19 protein-coding genes are annotated in these 17,896 nt (G+C 49.0%); 10 read left to right on the forward strand and 9 right to left on the reverse strand.

The annotated features are described in order from the left end of the window. Nucleotides 1-2,049 carry a carboxy terminal-processing peptidase gene (prc, locus tag HEM79_RS01395; RefSeq protein ID WP_176241186.1) on the forward strand — a complete coding sequence of 683 codons (2,049 nt, stop codon included), beginning with the start codon at nt 1-3 and terminating at the stop codon, nt 2,047-2,049. Nucleotides 2,050-2,240: 191 nt separating this feature from the next. After that, complete coding sequence (gene htpX, locus HEM79_RS01400; protein ID WP_000984500.1) at nt 2,241-3,122, forward strand: protease HtpX; 882 nt, start codon at nt 2,241-2,243, stop codon at nt 3,120-3,122. Between the two features lie 45 nt (nt 3,123-3,167). Here htpX and HEM79_RS01405 read toward each other — a convergent pair whose 3' ends face one another. Beyond that, nucleotides 3,168-4,541: an MFS transporter gene (locus HEM79_RS01405; RefSeq protein ID WP_176241185.1), complete on the reverse strand. Its 1,374-nt coding sequence runs from the start codon at nt 4,539-4,541 to the stop codon at nt 3,168-3,170. A 176-nt stretch (nt 4,542-4,717) separates the two neighbouring features. Between HEM79_RS01405 and kdgR the strand changes: the two genes are divergently transcribed. Next, nucleotides 4,718-5,509 carry a DNA-binding transcriptional regulator KdgR gene (gene kdgR, locus HEM79_RS01410; RefSeq protein WP_001262206.1) on the forward strand — a complete coding sequence of 264 codons (792 nt, stop codon included), beginning with the start codon at nt 4,718-4,720 and terminating at the stop codon, nt 5,507-5,509. Between the two features lie 141 nt (nt 5,510-5,650). Here the strand turns inward: kdgR and HEM79_RS01415 are convergent, their stop codons facing one another. Continuing rightward, a complete protein-coding gene (locus tag HEM79_RS01415) occupies nt 5,651-5,890 on the reverse strand; it encodes a YobH family protein (RefSeq protein ID WP_001211004.1) in 240 nt (79 codons plus the stop codon). A 157-nt stretch (nt 5,891-6,047) separates the two neighbouring features. On the opposite strand from HEM79_RS01415, the gene mgrB reads away from it, so the two are divergent. The 5 genes from mgrB (at nt 6,048) to rlmA (ending at nt 8,560) form a co-directional block, all read left to right on the forward strand. Next, nucleotides 6,048-6,191, forward strand: coding sequence for a PhoP/PhoQ regulator MgrB (mgrB, locus tag HEM79_RS01420; RefSeq protein ID WP_000714530.1), 144 nt, complete (start codon nt 6,048-6,050; stop codon nt 6,189-6,191). A gap of 74 nt (nt 6,192-6,265) precedes the next feature. Continuing rightward, a complete protein-coding gene (locus tag HEM79_RS01425; protein ID WP_001006854.1) occupies nt 6,266-6,553 on the forward strand; it encodes a YebO family protein in 288 nt (95 codons plus the stop codon). A gap of 666 nt (nt 6,554-7,219) precedes the next feature. Continuing rightward, nucleotides 7,220-7,336 (forward strand): DUF2627 domain-containing protein, encoded by a 117-nt coding sequence (locus tag HEM79_RS01430; RefSeq protein WP_032141266.1) that lies wholly within the window; start codon nt 7,220-7,222, stop codon nt 7,334-7,336. A 39-nt stretch (nt 7,337-7,375) separates the two neighbouring features. Next, the gene (gene cspE, locus HEM79_RS01435) at nt 7,376-7,585 is read left to right on the forward strand and encodes a transcription antiterminator/RNA stability regulator CspE (RefSeq protein WP_001062678.1); all 210 of its coding nucleotides are present in this window, start codon (nt 7,376-7,378) and stop codon (nt 7,583-7,585) included. A gap of 165 nt (nt 7,586-7,750) precedes the next feature. Next, nucleotides 7,751-8,560 (forward strand): 23S rRNA (guanine(745)-N(1))-methyltransferase, encoded by an 810-nt coding sequence (gene rlmA / locus HEM79_RS01440; RefSeq protein WP_176241184.1) that lies wholly within the window; start codon nt 7,751-7,753, stop codon nt 8,558-8,560. Here the strand turns inward: rlmA and mntP are convergent. From mntP to manX, 5 genes are all read right to left on the reverse strand, one after another. Beyond that, nucleotides 8,557-9,123: a manganese efflux pump MntP gene (gene mntP, locus HEM79_RS01445; protein ID WP_016235190.1), complete on the reverse strand. Its 567-nt coding sequence runs from the start codon at nt 9,121-9,123 to the stop codon at nt 8,557-8,559. The two genes, rlmA and mntP, sit on opposite strands and share 4 nt — an antisense overlap. A gap of 416 nt (nt 9,124-9,539) precedes the next feature. Continuing rightward, on the reverse strand, nt 9,540-9,998 hold the full coding sequence (locus tag HEM79_RS01450) for a DUF986 family protein (RefSeq protein ID WP_176241183.1): 459 nt from the start codon (nt 9,996-9,998) through the stop codon (nt 9,540-9,542). A gap of 54 nt (nt 9,999-10,052) precedes the next feature. Continuing rightward, on the reverse strand, nt 10,053-10,904 hold the full coding sequence (gene manZ, locus HEM79_RS01455; protein WP_001516270.1) for a PTS mannose transporter subunit IID: 852 nt from the start codon (nt 10,902-10,904) through the stop codon (nt 10,053-10,055). 12 nt (nt 10,905-10,916) lie between these two features. Beyond that, nucleotides 10,917-11,717 (reverse strand): PTS mannose transporter subunit IIC, encoded by an 801-nt coding sequence (gene manY / locus HEM79_RS01460; protein WP_000406930.1) that lies wholly within the window; start codon nt 11,715-11,717, stop codon nt 10,917-10,919. 62 nt (nt 11,718-11,779) lie between these two features. Continuing rightward, nucleotides 11,780-12,751: a PTS mannose transporter subunit IIAB gene (gene manX, locus HEM79_RS01465; RefSeq protein ID WP_021550656.1), complete on the reverse strand. Its 972-nt coding sequence runs from the start codon at nt 12,749-12,751 to the stop codon at nt 11,780-11,782. 316 nt (nt 12,752-13,067) lie between these two features. Here manX and HEM79_RS22540 point away from each other — a divergent pair, with 316 nt between their 5' ends. Then, nucleotides 13,068-13,226 (forward strand): protein YoaL, encoded by a 159-nt coding sequence (locus tag HEM79_RS22540; protein WP_272941839.1) that lies wholly within the window; start codon nt 13,068-13,070, stop codon nt 13,224-13,226. Then, nucleotides 13,214-14,770 carry a CNNM family cation transport protein YoaE gene (yoaE, locus tag HEM79_RS01470; protein ID WP_000394977.1) on the forward strand — a complete coding sequence of 519 codons (1,557 nt, stop codon included), beginning with the start codon at nt 13,214-13,216 and terminating at the stop codon, nt 14,768-14,770. The genes HEM79_RS22540 and yoaE overlap by 13 nt, the downstream gene beginning before the upstream one ends. A gap of 3 nt (nt 14,771-14,773) precedes the next feature. On the opposite strand, the gene HEM79_RS01475 is transcribed toward yoaE, so the two are convergent. Both HEM79_RS01475 and sdaA read right to left on the reverse strand, forming a co-directional pair. Further along, entirely contained in the window at nt 14,774-16,372 is a 1,599-nt protein-coding gene (locus tag HEM79_RS01475; RefSeq protein WP_021550657.1) for an EAL domain-containing protein, read from the reverse strand. 129 nt (nt 16,373-16,501) lie between these two features. After that, a complete protein-coding gene (gene sdaA / locus HEM79_RS01480) occupies nt 16,502-17,866 on the reverse strand; it encodes an L-serine ammonia-lyase (protein WP_000624293.1) in 1,365 nt (454 codons plus the stop codon). Between the last annotated feature and the right edge of the window lie 30 nt (nt 17,867-17,896).

Consider the following 17,896-nt stretch of genomic DNA (forward strand, 5'->3'; position numbering starts at 1 on the left):
ATGAACATGTTTTTTAGGCTTACCGCGTTAGCTGGCCTGCTTGCAATAGCAGGCCAGACCTTCGCTGTAGAAGATATTACGCGTGCTGATCAAATTCCGGTATTAAAGGAAGAGACGCAGCATGCGACTGTGAGTGAGCGCGTAACGTCGCGCTTCACCCGTTCCCATTATCGTCAGTTCGATCTCGATCAGGCGTTCTCGGCCAAAATCTTTGACCGTTACCTGAATTTGCTTGATTACAGCCACAATGTGCTGTTGGCAAGCGATGTTGAACAGTTCGCGAAAAAGAAAACCGAGTTGGGCGATGAACTGCGTTCAGGCAAACTCGACGTTTTCTACGATCTCTACAATCTGGCGCAAAAACGCCGTTTTGAACGTTACCAGTATGCGCTGTCTGTACTGGAAAAGCCGATGGATTTCACCGGCAACGACACTTATAACCTTGACCGCAGCAAAGCGCCCTGGCCGAAAAACGAGGCCGAGTTGAACGCGCTGTGGGACAGCAAAGTCAAATTCGACGAGTTAAGTCTGAAGCTAACGGGAAAGACGGATAAAGAAATTCGTGAAACCCTGACTCGCCGCTACAAATTTGCTATTCGTCGTCTGGCGCAAACCAACAGCGAAGATGTTTTCTCGCTGGCAATGACGGCGTTTGCACGCGAAATTGATCCGCATACCAACTACCTTTCTCCGCGCAATACCGAACAGTTCAATACTGAAATGAGTTTGTCGCTGGAAGGTATTGGCGCAGTGCTGCAAATGGATGATGACTACACCGTTATCAATTCAATGGTGGCGGGTGGGCCGGCAGCGAAGAGTAAAGCTATCAGCGTTGGTGACAAAATTGTCGGTGTCGGACAAACCGGTAAACCGATGGTTGATGTGATCGGCTGGCGTCTTGATGATGTCGTTGCCTTAATCAAAGGGCCGAAAGGCAGTAAGGTTCGTCTGGAAATTCTGCCTGCAGGTAAAGGAACCAAGACCCGGACAGTAACGCTGACGCGTGAACGCATTCGTCTGGAAGACCGTGCAGTTAAAATGTCTGTGAAGACTGTCGGCAAAGAAAAAGTCGGTGTGCTGGATATTCCGGGCTTCTATGTTGGCTTGACGGACGATGTAAAAGTTCAACTGCAGAAACTGGAAAAGCAAAATGTCAGCAGTGTCATTATCGACCTGCGTAGTAACGGTGGTGGGGCGCTGACTGAAGCTGTATCGCTCTCAGGGCTGTTTATTCCTTCCGGTCCGATTGTGCAGGTTCGTGATAACAACGGCAAGGTTCGCGAAGATAGCGATAACGACGGTCAGGTTTTCTATAAAGGCCCGTTGGTGGTGCTGGTTGACCGTTTCAGTGCTTCGGCTTCGGAAATCTTTGCTGCTGCCATGCAGGATTACGGTCGTGCGCTGGTTGTGGGTGAGCCGACATTCGGTAAAGGCACAGTCCAGCAGTATCGTTCTCTGAACCGCATCTACGATCAGATGTTACGTCCTGAATGGCCGGCGCTGGGTTCAGTACAGTACACAATCCAGAAATTCTATCGCGTTAACGGCGGCAGTACGCAACGTAAAGGCGTTACGCCAGATATCATCATGCCTACGGGCAATGAAGAGACGGAAACCGGTGAGAAATTCGAAGATAACGCGCTGCCGTGGGATAGCATTGACGCTGCAACCTATGTGAAATCAGGAGACTTAACGGCGTTTGAACCGGAGTTGCTGAAGGAACATAATGCGCGTATTGCGAGGGATCCTGAGTTCCAGAACATCATGAAGGACATCGCTCGCTTCAACGCCATGAAGGACAAACGCAACATCGTTTCTCTGAATTACGCTGTGCGTGAAAAAGAGAATAATGAAGACGATGCGACGCGTCTGGCACGGTTGAACGATCGCTTTAAACGCGAAGGAAAACCGGAGTTGAAGAAACTGGACGATCTGCCAAAAGATTACAAGGAGCCTGATCCGTATCTGGATGAAACAGTAAACATCGCGCTTGATTTGGCGCGTCTGGAAAAAGCCAGACCTGCGGAACAGCCCGCCCCCGTCAAGTAACATCAGTCAGGCACAAGAAATTGTGCCTGATTTTTTAACAGTGGCAAGATGCCGTAAATCAGATGCTACAAAATGTAAAGTTGTGTCTTTCTGGTGACTTACGCGCTATCCGGACTTGAAAATAGTCACGTAGCCCATACGATGTGGGTATCGCATATTGCGTTTTGTTAAACTGAGGTAAAAAGAAAATTATGATGCGAATCGCGCTCTTCCTGCTAACGAACCTGGCCGTGATGGTCGTTTTCGGGCTGGTACTGAGCCTGACAGGGATACAGTCGAGCAGCGTTCAGGGGCTGATGATTATGGCCTTGCTGTTCGGTTTTGGTGGTTCCTTCGTTTCGCTTCTGATGTCCAAATGGATGGCATTACGATCTGTTGGCGGGGAAGTGATCGAGCAACCGCGTAACGAAAGGGAACGTTGGCTGATCAATACTGTTGCAACCCAGGCGCGTCAGGCTGGGATTGCTATGCCGCAAGTGGCTATCTACCATGCGCCGGATATCAACGCCTTTGCAACCGGTGCGCGCCGTGATGCTTCTCTGGTTGCTGTCAGCACCGGTTTGTTGCAAAACATGAGCCCGGATGAAGCCGAGGCAGTAATCGCTCACGAAATCAGCCACATTGCCAATGGTGATATGGTCACGATGACGCTGATTCAGGGCGTGGTGAACACCTTCGTTATCTTTATTTCTCGTATTCTCGCGCAACTGGCTGCTGGCTTTATGGGCGGTAACCGTGACGAAGGTGAAGAGAGCAACGGCAACCCTCTGATCTACTTTGCAGTCGCGACGGTGCTGGAGCTGGTATTTGGTATTCTGGCGAGCATTATTACCATGTGGTTCTCGCGTCATCGTGAATTCCACGCCGATGCGGGGTCTGCCAAACTGGTTGGTCGTGAAAAAATGATTGCCGCCCTGCAGCGCCTGAAAACCAGCTATGAGCCGCAAGAAGCAACCAGCATGATGGCTTTCTGCATTAATGGTAAATCGAAATCGCTGAGTGAGCTGTTCATGACTCACCCGCCGCTGGATAAACGTATTGAAGCTCTGCGCACGGGTGAATATCTGAAGTAATATGAAGTAAATGCTAAAAAGCGCGTCCTGGTCGACGCGCTTTTTTTATGCCTGGGATCGTGGTTGGGTAATCCGTAACCCACTGACGCAAGCAGCAATCACGGCCAGAATAGCCGCAGTCATCAGCGAGACGTGCGTACCATTATCGCCAAACTGATTTAACATCAGAGCCACCAGAGCCGCGCCGCTACTCTGACCAAGCAGACGAGCAGTGCCTAACATGCCACTGGCACCACCGCTACGTTCGCGAGGGGCGGAGGTGATGATGGTGTGGTTATTGGGTGACTGGAATAAGCCAAATCCGGCGCCGCATAAGACCATTGGCCAGATAATATTGATATCCGCAGGAGAAGTGGGCAGCAGAACCAGTGAAAACAGACCCGCAGCCATAATGAACAATCCCAAAGCACCAAGTAACCCTGCATGTACGCGTTCTATCAGATAGCCTGCCAGCGGTGCCATCACCATGGTAGCTAACGGCCACGGCGTCAGGAGTAAACCCGTTTCTACTTCACTGCGCCCAAGCACGGTTTGCAGGTAAAAGGGCAGAGAAACCATTGCCAACATCTGTGCGCAGAAAGAGCAAATAGATGTGCAAATAGAAAGTGAAAACAGCGGAATGCGCAGTAAATCCACCGGTAGCAGCGGTACGGGAAGAGCAAGCTGGCGGCGAATAAAGAAAATACCCACGATAACCATTACCGCCAGTTCCGCAGCAATCAACGTCAGCGATTGCCCCTGAGCGAAACCACTCAACGCAGTAATAAGCAGGCCGAAGGTTAACGCGTTCATCACGGCGCTGGGCAGGTCAAAACGCGGCTTACTGGAGCGAGAACCATTAGGTGGCAGAAAACGCATCGCCAGAAGCAGAGCGATAATACCCAACGGCACGTTGATTAAAAATAACCATTTCCAGGAAGCAAAGGAAAGAATTGCCGCTGCAATTGTCGGACCAGCAGCCGAGGAGACGGCGACAATAAACGAGTTAATTCCCATCCCCCTACCCAGAAAACGCTGCGGGTAGATCAGGCGGATAAGTGCAGTATTGACGCTCATCAGTGCTGCGCCGCCGAAACCTTGTATGACGCGCGCCAGGGTGAGCATTTGCAGCGAATCAGAAAGGGCGCAGAACAGCGAAGACAACAGAAAAACCACCAGACCGCATTTATAAATGCGTCGGTAGCCAAACATATCTCCCAGAAACGAGAATGAGAGTAGAGAGACAACAATGGCGATTTGATAGGCGTTCACTACCCAGATGGAGCTGGCTGGTGTGGCATGAAGGTCTGTGGCGATTGTTGGTAAGGCGACGTTGGCGATAGCGCCGTCGAGGACCGCCATCGAAATACCAATAATAATGGTCAAAATCGCGCCGTATCGCTGAGGCAACGGCAGACCATCGGCCTGAACTTTTGGCATAGGAATTTTATATCTTTTGGTAATAATCAACAGGGTTATGATTCTAGCACTGATATTCACTGCGGATGTCGCAGAATTGTAACTAACCGGCAAAAGATGGATTGCGACCACCCAGGCACGAAATTATAATAAAAAACAGTTCTGATTTTTATAAAACACTCGCAATGAGGTGATAAATGGCTAACGCAGATCTGGATAAACAGCCTGATTCTGTATCTTCTGTACTGAAAGTTTTTGGCATTCTGCAGGCGCTGGGCGAAGAGCGCGAAATAGGGATAACCGAGCTGTCACAGCGCGTCATGATGTCAAAAAGCACCGTTTATCGCTTTTTACAGACCATGAAAACCCTGGGCTATGTGGCGCAGGAAGGGGAGTCGGAGAAATATTCGCTGACTCTGAAATTGTTTGAACTGGGCGCCCGGGCGTTACAAAATGTTGATCTTATTCGTAGCGCAGATATCCAGATGCGTGAGCTTTCCCGCCTGACCAAAGAGACCATCCACCTTGGTGCGCTGGATGAAGACAGCATTGTTTACATCCACAAAATTGACTCTATGTACAATTTGCGCATGTATTCACGGGTTGGTCGTCGTAATCCGCTTTACAGTACTGCGATTGGTAAAGTCTTGCTGGCCTGGCGCGATCGTGATGAAGTAAAGCAAATCCTTGAGGGCGTTGAGTATAAACGCAGTACCGATCGTACCATTACCAGCACGGAAGCGTTATTACCGGTGTTGGATCAGGTGCGTGAGCAAGGCTATGGCGAAGATAACGAAGAGCAGGAAGAGGGGCTGCGCTGTATCGCAGTTCCGGTATTTGACCGCTTTGGCGTGGTTATTGCTGGTTTGAGTATTTCCTTCCCGACCCTGCGTTTTTCTGAGGAGCGTTTGCAGGAGTACGTGACTATGCTGCATACGGCGGCGCGTAAAATTTCCTCTCAAATGGGGTATCACGACTATCCGTTCTGATTAGAGGAAGAACCTGTCTGTATAATATTCAGACAGGTTCTGTATTTCGCGTGGGTTAAATAAAGTTACAAATGGCGTAACATAGTACGCTATGGCGATGAATGTGCTTTTTATCTTCGGTTTAAGTAATTATTTATGCCTTTAACCATTATCTACAACGTTATTGCTTTTACGTAACAGCGGGCAATCTGTTATCCCGAAAAGCCCACTTTTAGTGTGCAGATATTGTACCGTGCTGGTGCCTCTGGCGGTCAGATAGGAACATTGCAAACCTAACCCTGCGGCATTTTCCTTGCTTCCAATCAGAACGCCATATCCGCTTAGTAATAATCCTGTCCATACCAGTGCTATCAACATAATTGTGCGAATAATGAATCGCATTATGACCTCTTCTCTTTTTTGTTCGCCTAATCGTAGCGGTAATATGGGCTGAAGCAAGCGTATAGTTCCGAAAAAGCACGAATATCGACATAGTTAGGCGCTGTTTAACTAACGCATGATAGTTTAATGACATAAGGTAGTTTAAACGGAGACTGGAGTGAAAAAGTTTCGATGGGGCGTTCTGGTTGTCGCTGTGCTGGCTTGCTTGCTGCTATGGGCACAGGTATTCAATATGATGTGCGATCAGGATGTACAATTTTTCAACGGAATTTGTACCATCAATCAATTTATCCCGTGGTGATATCATTTTTTCAACGGTAGATTTCCTTCCTGTGTGGCAGTGGTAGAATGGCGCCTCTACTTAGAGGTGGTGAAATGAACGAAGTTGTAAATTCAGGCGTGATGAACATTGCGTCTTTGGTTGTATCGGTGGTTGTTCTCGCTATTGGGCTCATCTTGTGGTTTTTCATCAACCGTGCCAGTTCACGGACTAACGAACAGATTGAACTTCTCGAGGCATTGCTGGATCAGCAAAAACGGCAAAATGCACTGTTACGTCGTTTGTGCGAAGCAAGCGAACCTGAAAAAACGAATGCCAGTGCTGCTGAGAACCAAAAAGCGGCTGAAGATGACGATATCATCCGCCTGGTAGCTGAACGGTAATTCTTCCTCAAATTTGAGTAACCCAGGTGCTGACGGGTTACTCATCTTATCATTCATATATGCACTATAGTGGTGCAATTGATTCAAATTAATACTCTGGTCTGACTTCAATTATTTATCGTGTTATTTATTTCATAATATCGATATCAGAAAAAGATATTTACCTCACTAAGTCATTGGGATGTTTACATCGGAATAGTGATCAATCACGGTATTGTTTATTAGCGAAACGTTTCTCTTCTCACTTTTTAGTAATTCATCAATTTTTCTTATTTTAAAATAATAATATGCCTTAAGTATGGTTTCTTTATTGTGTTCGTGTTTGTTGTTAACTGACTGTTTTGTGAGGTGAATTTATATAATATTTTATTCGTTATATATCATAAAAAGTGATATCGCTCGCATTGCGTAATAAGTTGTAGTGCTGCTCTGGAAGAACTGAACTTATTGAACTATGTTAGAAACTGCATCAGGTCAAGTATCTGTTTGTAATGGTATGGTTAAGTGCATCGATATATCGGCACGTATTCCGTTGCATAAATGTGCAAAAAAGTGGAAGGCGTATCGAGATTTGTGCGGCTGATCGAGACATGTTTAAAAATGGCTTGCCATAATTAACGTTGTATGTGATAACAGTTTCGGGTTAAACGAGGTACAGTTCTGTTTATGTGTGGCATTTTCAGTAAAGAAGTCCTGAGTAAACACGTTGTCGTTGAATACCGCTTCTCTGCCGAGCCTTATATTAGTGCCTCATGCAGTAATGTGTCAGTTTTATCTCTGTAATGCCTGCGGGCGAAGAAAACAATCTAAGGAATTTTTCAAATGGCAAAGATTAAAGGTCAGGTTAAGTGGTTCAACGAGTCTAAAGGTTTTGGCTTCATTACTCCGGCTGATGGCAGCAAAGATGTATTCGTACACTTTTCCGCTATTCAGGGTAATGGCTTCAAAACTCTGGCCGAAGGCCAGAACGTTGAGTTCGAAATTCAGGACGGCCAGAAAGGTCCGGCAGCTGTTAACGTAACAGCAATCTGATCGAAACCACTGATCTGAAGTGTAAACGCGCTTCAATCTCGCTATAAAGCCTCGTCCAAATGCGAGGCTTTTTACTTTGTTTTATTCACGCTCTTGCCTGCGGATATTTGCCCGACGCGCAATTCGCGTTACACTTGCGGCCTTTAGTATCCTGCCGGAGTTGTCATGTCGTTTTCCTGTCCACTTTGTCATCAGCCGCTATCGCTTGAAAAAAACAGCTATATCTGTCCCCAACGGCATCAATTTGATATGGCGAAAGAGGGATATGTTAATTTGCTGCCCGTTCAGCATAAACGATCCCGCGATCCGGGCGACAGTGCGGAAATGATGCAAGCGCGGCGCACATTTTTAGATGCCGGCCATTATCAGCCGCTTCGTGATGCGATAGTCGCTCAATTGTGTGCTTGTCTTGATGAGCACGCAACGGCAATACTGGATATTGGCTGTGGGGAAGGGTATTACACTCATGCTTTTGCCGAGGCATTGCCGGGTGTGACTACTTTTGGTCTGGATGTCTCTAAGGTTGCGATTAAAGCTGCGGCGAAACGTTATCAGCAGGTTACCTTTTGTGTCGCTTCCAGCCACCGTCTGCCGTTTTCTGATAGCAGTATGGATGCCATTGTCCGTATCTACGCGCCGTGCAAAGCAGAAGAATTAGCGCGCGTGGTCAAACCGGGAGGATGGGTCATTACCGCTACCCCGGGACCACGGCATCTAATGGAGCTGAAGGGGCTGATTTACGACGAAGTACATCTACATGCGCCCCATACGGAACAACTGGAAGGTTTTACATTACAGCAGAGCGATGAATTGTGTTATCCGATGCGTCTGCGCGGAGATGAGGCCATTGCGTTGTTACAGATGACTCCGTTTGCCTGGCGCGCCAAGCCAGAAGTCTGGCAAACGCTGGCGGCAAAAGAAGAATTTGATTGCCAGACGGACTTTAATATTCACATCTGGCAACGAACAAATTAGCCGTGGTAGTGCGTCCAGAGGATCTGGGCGCCAATGCCAATAAGCACCAGCCCGCCAAGAATTTCCGCTTTTTTCCCAATAATTGAACCGATAAAGCGACCCACCATCATACCTAATGTTGACATGATCAAGGTGGCGCAGCCAATCGCCAGAGCAGTAGCAATAATATTAACTTGCAGGAAGGCCAGACCAACACCAACCGCCATGGCATCCAGACTGGTGGCAATTGCGGTAGTTACCAGCAACCAGAAACCGTGACGACGACGCGGTTCTTCATCCTCATCGTCTCCACCACGAAAACCCTCAATAATCATTCGCCCGCCGAGAAATATCAGCAGTACAAACGCAATCCAGTGGTTCCACTCGAGAACAAAACGGCTGGCTAACATGCCCATACCCCAGCCAATCAGCGGCGTCAGCGTTTCGACGGCACCAAAAATAAGGCCAGTTCGCAGGGCTTCAGAAAATTTCGGTTTATGGAGGGTGGCACCTTTACCGATTGATGCAGCAAAGGCATCCATCGACATACCAAAAGCAAGAAGAACAGTAGCAGTGATATTCATGACAACGTCCTGACCGGGGTATCCATAAAACACATCACCGCCCCCAGCAAACATGCACACATGAACGACAAGAAGCGCCCATGCAGGCATAGCGATTGATGTGCATATGGTCTCGCCTGACTGAAGGTGTTCAGTCCGTACGTGCCACGTTTTGCAACGAGTATGTTGACACGTACATTTCCGGAGTCTGGAAATCGGCTACTCCCCAAATGAGGGCGCAACCTTAACATATTTTGAGAATATAAAACAACTGTTGGAATATATTATTTCATTGCATTGTTGATAACGATTTTCATTTAGATTTATATATCAATAAAAAGTTAAAATAAATAACAAATAAGGGAATGAATAATATAGCCGAAGCTATGTCTGATTATTAAAAATACACTAAACATAGCTTCGGCTAAATCTATAACTTATTGATTAGACAAGAGAAGTTTATAAATCTTTTCCAGATCGTCGATATTTCGAACGCGGATTAACAAACGGCGCTGTTCTAATTGCATAACCAGTACGCCATCTTCCGATAAGTTCATCGCTTTAATTCGGCGATATTCAATCCAGACATTGGCGAAGAAAAAACCTTGCTGTTTAAAAATGATTTTCGGAGCCCGGATCCAGAAAATATAAAAGCCCATTAGCGCCAGTGCACTTAATAACCAGGTGGTTATTTGTGCGCCATGGTTGGTCACATTGTTATAGATAAGAATGACAATCAGCCCGACGAAGATAACGCTATCGATGCGACCGCGCCGGAGCAAAGGAATTGCCAGCAGGGTGGGGCCGTTGCGTCGGGGCATGATGAACTGATCGTATATCGCAAAGGCAAGTAGTGCGGCGATGAACAGAATCAGTACCAGATCCGTGATTGTCATTAATCCTCCAGATAAAAAAACGGGGCCAATAGGCCCCGGTAGTGTACAACAGTATTACAGTCCCAACAGGCCGCAAGCGTAACCAGCGATACCGATGACGAAGAAGCCAACGATGATCCACAGAGGGTTAACTTTTTTGCGCAGCAGCCACATACAGGCGAAGGTCAGCAACAGCGGCACCAGGCCTGGCATTAACTGGTCAAGAATGGTCTGGACAGTGGTAACGTGCTCTTTACCCGTCTGGTCGGTGATGCGAGAGACAACCAGCGGGATGTTGACATGTGTCCACTTGTTAACCAATGCCCCCATGACAAACAGGCCGAGAATAGACGCCCCTTCCGTTAGTTTTTGCAGGAAGCCGCCACCCATATCTTTAACGATATCGATACCTTTGGAGTAACCATACGCTACGCCGTAGTAACGGGTTGCCAGACGTACCAGGTTAAACAGGATAAAGAACAGCAGCGGACCTAACAGGCTGCCGCTCATCGCGATCCCGGCACCCAGCGCCGCGAATACCGGACGTACCGTACCCCAGAATATCGGGTCGCCCACGCCTGCCAGCGGCCCCATCAGACCTACTTTGATACCGTTGATAGCACCGTCGTCGATCTCTGCGCCGTTAGCGCGCTGTTCTTCCAGCGCCAGGGTTACGCCGAGGATTGGCGCCGCCACAAACGGTTGGGTGTTAAAGAATTCGAGGTGACGTTTAATCGCCTGTTTACGGGCATCGTTGTTCTCAGGATAGAGGCGACGAATCGCCGGCACCATAGAGAAGCAGAAACCCAGTGCCTGCATACGTTCGAAGTTCCATGAACCCTGGAAGAGGTTAGAACGCAGGAAGACGCCACGAATATCACTCGGAGTGAGTTTTTTCTCGGTGGTAGTTTTAGTTGTATCAACCATTTCGCTCACCTGTTAGTCCAGTTCGTTATCGAGATCGTTGTTACCAGCAGCCTGAACAGGCGCACCGGCTACGCGGTTATATTTCGGGCTAAGTTGGATGTAGAGCACTGCCATAACAGTACCAATCACACCCAGAGCAACCAGGTTAAAGTTGGTGAATGCGGCGGTTACGAAGCCGAGGTAGAAGAACGGCATCAGGTAGCCTGCACGCATCATGTTGATAACCATTGCATAACCAACAACCACGATCATGCCACCGGCGATATTCAGACCATTAGTCACCACTTCCGGAATGGCGTTCAGCATGTTCTGAACTTCACTGGTGCCTACAGACAGCGCAACAATCACGGCTGGGATAGCCACACGCATCGCTTGCAGGAACAGAGAAGAAACGTGGATCCAGGAAATTGCCGTCAGATTGCCATTATCAGCCGCCTTATCCGCAGCGTGCTGGAAAGCAACGGTGATGGTACGAACGATGATGGTCAGCACCTGGCCCGCAGCGGCCAGCGGGATTGCCAGCGCGATACCAGCACCGATGCTCTGATGACCGGCGATAACCAGAATCGTAGAAATGATGGAAGCCAGAGCGGCATCAGGCGCAACTGCGGCACCGATATTCATCCAGCCAAGCGCGATCATTTCCAGAGTACCACCGATAATAATACCGGTTTTCATATCGCCAAGAACAATACCCACCAGGGTACAGGCGATTAGCGGACGGTGAAACTGAAATTCATCGAGGATTGATCCCATACCTGCGATACAGGCTACGATAAATACCAGCACAATTTGAAGAGTGGTAATCTCCATTGTACTTCTCCTGTTTACGTAAGACTTAAGTGTGAAAACTGAGTGATAATCAACACAATACGTTACTTATCGATTTTGCTGATCAGATCCATCATTTTCAGTTTCGGATCGGTGGAAACCTTACGGACTTCCAGCTCGATACCACGCGCATTCAGTTTTTTGAACGCTTCGATATCTTTTTCATCAACCGAAACCGCGTTATTCACCTGGGTTTTTCCCTGACGGAATGCCATGCCGCCAACGTTAACAGAGGTAATTTTCACGCCGCCTTCAACGAGGCGCTCAACATCTGTCGGGTTGGTGAATAACAGCATTACACGTTCGCCAGCATATTTCGGGTTGTTGTAGACGCGGATCATCTTGGCAACATCAACCACGTGTGCTGTTACGCCCGGAGGTGCAACCTGGGTGAGCAGTGTCTTACGAACGGTATCCGCAGCCACTTCATCACTAACAACGATAATACGGGAGACATTGGTTTCTTTAGTCCAGCGGGTAGCGACCTGACCGTGAATCAGACGATCGTCGATACGCGCAAGGCCAATAACCATGTAGTCATTTGGTCCCATTGGTTTTGCAGGAGCGGGAGCCGCTTTTGGTGCTGCGGCAGCGGGTGCTGGTGCGGCTTTTTCAACCGGTTTGGCTTTCAGTGCTTTCACGCCTTCACGGCCTGTTTCTACAGCCAGCGCCACCAGTTCATCAAAGCCTGGGTCATCATCACGGGCCATTAACGTCTCCACCAGCATTGGAATGTTAACGCCTGCGATCACTTCATAATGCTCTTTGTCGACGACAATACGGCTGGCAGCATTGAACGGGCTGCCGCCCCATGTATCAACGAGAAACAGCACGCCTTTAGTGGTGTCGAGTTTTGCCAACTGAGCATTGTACTTTTCGATCAGCGTCTCGGCATTTTCACCTGGAACGAAATCGATCCAGCCGACGTTTTCCTGCTCGCCTAACAGCATCTCTGCCGTTTTAAGCAACTGCTCTGCAGCCCAACCATGTGTGCCTATAACAATAGCAATGGTCACTTGCTACCTCCTTTATTATTGTTAACACCTCAACGTGCCAGATGTATTTTTTGAATCATCGTCCACAATCGAATCGATTCAGATAAGGGTTACAACCAAAAACCCCTGCGTTTCGCGATTTATTTTAGATAGCGAAAAAAATATTTTATGTGATGAAGATCCGTAATTTAACTTTGGATTAGCAAAATTCCGAAAGGTAAAATATCCTCGTTACATTCGTTTGCAAAGGAAGGTAAATCTTTGCCAAATCAGAGTTCTCTCTGATATGTTTAACTCCCGTTTAACAATCAAGGAGTATGGGGCAGCAGCCCGCAGTATGGATCGTCACCGACGTCATTTCAGCATCAGGCCTTTCAGCGCCTGCCTTTCTGGCATTTTTTGCCGCACCTTTTGTTTGCATTTTGTCGTTACGCCTGCATTATTTCTGGCGCCGAATAGCTATTCCTTAAGCAGGAGCTTGTCATGGAATTCTTAATGGACCCCTCGATTTGGGCGGGGCTACTCACGCTTGTCGTTCTTGAAATCGTGCTGGGTATCGATAACCTGGTTTTTATCGCCATTCTTGCCGATAAACTGCCGCCAAAACAACGTGATAAAGCACGTTTGTTAGGGCTGTCGCTGGCGCTGATCATGCGTCTGGGACTGTTATCGCTGATTTCATGGATGGTCACCCTGACCAAACCGCTATTTACCGTGATGGATTTTTCCTTCTCCGGCCGCGATCTGATTATGTTGTTCGGGGGGATATTCTTGCTGTTTAAAGCGACAACGGAGCTGCATGAACGGCTGGAAAACCGCGATCATGATTCTGGTCATGGCAAAGGCTATGCCAGTTTCTGGGTGGTCGTAACACAGATTGTCATCCTCGATGCCGTCTTTTCGCTGGATGCGGTGATTACTGCAGTAGGGATGGTCAACCATCTGCCGGTGATGATGGCGGCGGTGGTGATTGCAATGGCGGTCATGTTGCTGGCGTCGAAGCCGCTGACGCGATTCGTTAACCAGCATCCAACGGTAGTGGTGCTCTGTCTGAGCTTCCTGTTAATGATTGGTCTGAGTCTGGTAGCAGAAGGTTTTGGTTTCCACATTCCGAAAGGTTACCTGTATGCCGCGATTGGCTTCTCGATCATTATCGAAGTATTTAACCAAATTGCGCGCCGTAACTTTATTCGTCACCAGTCGACTTTACCGCTGCGTGCACGTACTGCCGATGCCATCCTGCGTTTGATGGGCGGTAAACGTCAGGCGAATGTTCAGCATGATGCGGATAACCCGATGCCGATCCCTGTGCCGGAAGGCGCGTTTGCCGAAGAAGAGCGATACATGATTAACGGTGTACTGACTCTGGCGTCGCGCTCTCTGCGCGGGATTATGACGCCTCGCGGCGAAATCAGCTGGGTTGACGCTAACCTTAGTGTCGATGAAATCCGTGAGCAGTTGCTTTCTTCTCCACATAGCCTGTTCCCGGTATGTCGCGGAGAACTGGATGAAATCATCGGTATCGTGCGTGCGAAAGAACTGCTGGTGGCACTGGAAGAGGGCGTTGATGTGGCGGCGATTGCTTCGGCGTCTCCGGCGATTATCGTTCCGGAAACCCTCGATCCGATCAACCTGTTGGGCGTGTTGCGTCGTGCTCGCGGTAGTTTTGTTATCGTTACCAACGAGTTTGGTGTGGTGCAAGGTCTGGTTACGCCTCTGGATGTGCTGGAAGCCATTGCCGGTGAGTTCCCGGACGCTGATGAAACGCCGGAAATTATTACCGACGGCGACGGCTGGCTGGTAAAAGGTGGTACAGACCTCCACGCCTTACAGCAGGCGCTTGATGTTGAGCACCTTGCCGATGACGATGATATCGCGACGGTCGCAGGTCTGGTGATTTCTGCAAATGGTCACATCCCGCGTGCTGGCGATGTGATTAACGTAGGGCCGTTGCATATCACCATTGTTGAAGCTAACGATTATCGTGTTGATCTGGTTCGCATTGTTAAAGAGCAACTGGCGCACGACGAAGACGAATAATCATTAACGAAATGGCATAACGGGCGTGATATGCCCATTATGCCGGGCGGGCGGCGGTTGGCTGCCCGCCAGCCATTTTGGGAAATCACGCAGCGGCATTGGTTGCGCGTACAAATACCCTTGTAAAATATGCACCCCATGACGGCGTAAATATTTTGCCTGTTCTTGCGTTTCTACGCCCTCCGCCACCAGTTCAATATTCAGCCTTTGCCCCAACGCAATGATGATATCGGTTACCGTCGAGTTAACCGCGTCTGAACCAATTGCAGCGGTGAATGACTTATCAATTTTCAGGACGTCAGGGCGTAACGTTTCCAGCCAGGAAAACGAGCTGTTGCCGGTGCCGAAATCATCAATCGCCAGTTTGACGTTTTTACGATGCAGTTCGCGGGCAATTCGATAATCAACATCCAGTAGGGCATCGCGCTCGGTTATTTCAAGGATAAGTTGCTGAATCGGGTGAGCACTGAACCAGTACTGATTAAGATCTTTCAACAGCACGCCACGGCGAAAATGGCTGGGAGCGACGTTGATCCCAATGTGAAACTGGCTGCTCATTGGAAAAACGTGGATTTGACGGATGGTTTCCATCATCACATAACGGGTAAGCGGCGCTATCAGGTGATGTTCTTCCGCAATAGGGATAAACACATCCGGCGAGATCCAACCCTGACGTGGGTTATTCCAGCGCAGCAATATCTCTACGCCAATACATTGCTGACTGCGTGCGTTTAGTAAAGGTTGACAGAATAGCTCGAACTCATGTTGCGCGAGGCCAAGATTAATTTCGCGCGAAAAACTCATTCTGTGTGCGGTTGCCAGCCATGCAACATAACCCACCAGTAAACTCAACAGTACAGCCAGCGGGAGCTGGCTGGGAAGATGGTGCAACGCCAGTTCCGTCGCACCAGGTCCGCTGACGCTAATGGTAAAAGGAAAATTCTGCGATGAAACCTGGTAACGCTCATTGCCATTAAGCGGAGGTAAAGAATCAACCAGGCCGTCATCATAGAGTAAATGGCGATCGGCCACCGTCAGGCTGGCGTTTCTGATTTGCGGCAACTGCGGTTCCAGCAACATCGTCGTCAATAGCTCAATGTTGATCATCTCCAGAACGCCATCACCGCTATGTGATGGCGAGGGATACCACTGGATCAGCACTGGGCTACCTTTAATCAACACGCGATCGGTGGTAAGACGCAGAAGAGCCAGTGGGGAAGGCAAATCGGCCTGGATATCATGAACAGGGACATTTCGATAGCCAAAGATACTGGAGCAATAGAGCGTACCGTTTTGAACCAGGCCAATAGAACGCACGGTTTGCAGTTTGGCGGCCTGCTTGCGTAGAGGCAAATGAGTAACTGAGCACGGGAGGCCAATCAACGGAAGTAAAAGCTCGCGTCCTTCCTGAAGGGGTTGTAAGACTTTATCCAGCTCTTCAACAGCGTGATTGGCGAAGAGGATCACCCGCTGTTGATTTAAGTTACGCTGTGAAATAAACCGCACGCTTAGTGTCGCCACAAGCGTAAAGAGTGCGCAAATTGTACAAACAATCATTCGATTACGGCGATAGGTTTTAATGATCCGTTGTGCTTTTTGCATGCGGGCCGCCCTGTAAGCGCATGGCAACAAACGCCTGACGCAACAGTGGAAGTGTAGTGGGGAAATTTACAGCAGACGAGAAAGCGGGAGAAATTCGCCCATCCGTTGCAGATGGGCGAAAGAAAAGTATTAGTCACACTGGACTTTAATTGCCAGACCGCCGCGAGAGGTTTCACGGTATTTGGCGTTCATGTCTTTACCCGTTTCGTACATTGTCTCGATGACCTTATCCAGCGAGACGCGCGGTGCACTGGTGCGGCGTAAGGCCATGCGTGCGGCATTGATCGCTTTCACAGAGGCAATGGCGTTACGTTCAATGCACGGCACCTGAACCTGACCTGCAACCGGGTCACAAGTCAGACCAAGGTTGTGTTCCATGCCAATTTCCGCCGCCACGCAAACCTGTTCCGGGCTACCGCCCAACAGTTCTGCAAGACCCGCAGCAGCCATTGAACAGGCAACACCCACTTCGCCCTGACAACCTACTTCAGCACCGGAAATAGAGGCGTTCATTTTATACAAAGCGCCAATTGCCCCGGCCGCCATAAAATAGCGGGTATAGATGTCCGGGCTGACCGATTCAATAAAGTGGTCATAGTAAGCCAGCACTGCCGGAACGATGCCACACGCACCGTTGGTTGGTGCAGTTACCACGCGACCACCCGCAGCGTTTTCTTCGTTTACCGCCAGCGCAAACATATTTACCCAGTCGATGACATTCATCGGATCGTTAGACAGTTTATCGCTGGAAACCAGCATCCGGCGCAGGGCAGACGCACGGCGTGGCACGCGCAGCGGGCCAGGCAATACGCCTTCGGTATTCATCCCGCGATCAATACATGCCTGCATGGTTTGCCAGACATGAGCAAAATATTCATCGATCTCTTTTTTGCTGTGCAGCGCCAGTTCGTTTTGCATTGCCAGGCCGGAAAGGGAATAGCCGGTTTCATTGCAGTACGCCAGCAGCTCGGTGGCGGATTTGAACGGATACGGCACACTCACGTCATTTGCGGCATCCTGACCAAAATGTTCTTCATCGACGATAAAGCCGCCGCCGATGGAATAATAAGTTTTGCTGTAGACGACTTCATCGCCGTTATAAGCGTGGATTTGCATACCGTTTTCATGCAACGGCAGGTTGCCGTTATGAAAACGCATTCCGTTGTCACGCGGAAAATCCACTTCATGCCGTCCCTGCGCCAGCAGCAGGCGTTCGCGCTCTTCTACGTCGCGAATAAAACCGGGAATACTGTCGATATCCACGGTGGCAGGTTCGTTACCTGCAAGACCCATAATAATGGCGATATCGGTATGGTGGCCTTTACCCGTCAGCGACAGTGAACCATAAACGTCCACGGCAACGCGGGTAACGCTATCCAGTAAGCCTTTTTCGACCAGATCATCGACGAACTGTTTACCTGCCTTCATAGGCCCTACGGTATGGGAAGATGAGGGGCCAATCCCCACCTTAAACATGTCGAATAGACTAATCACGATAATACTCCTGACAAGGTGACTGGACTT

It is taken from the genome of Escherichia sp. 93.0816, assembly GCF_013368855.2.
Taxonomy (GTDB): Bacteria; Pseudomonadota; Gammaproteobacteria; order Enterobacterales; family Enterobacteriaceae; genus Escherichia; species Escherichia ruysiae.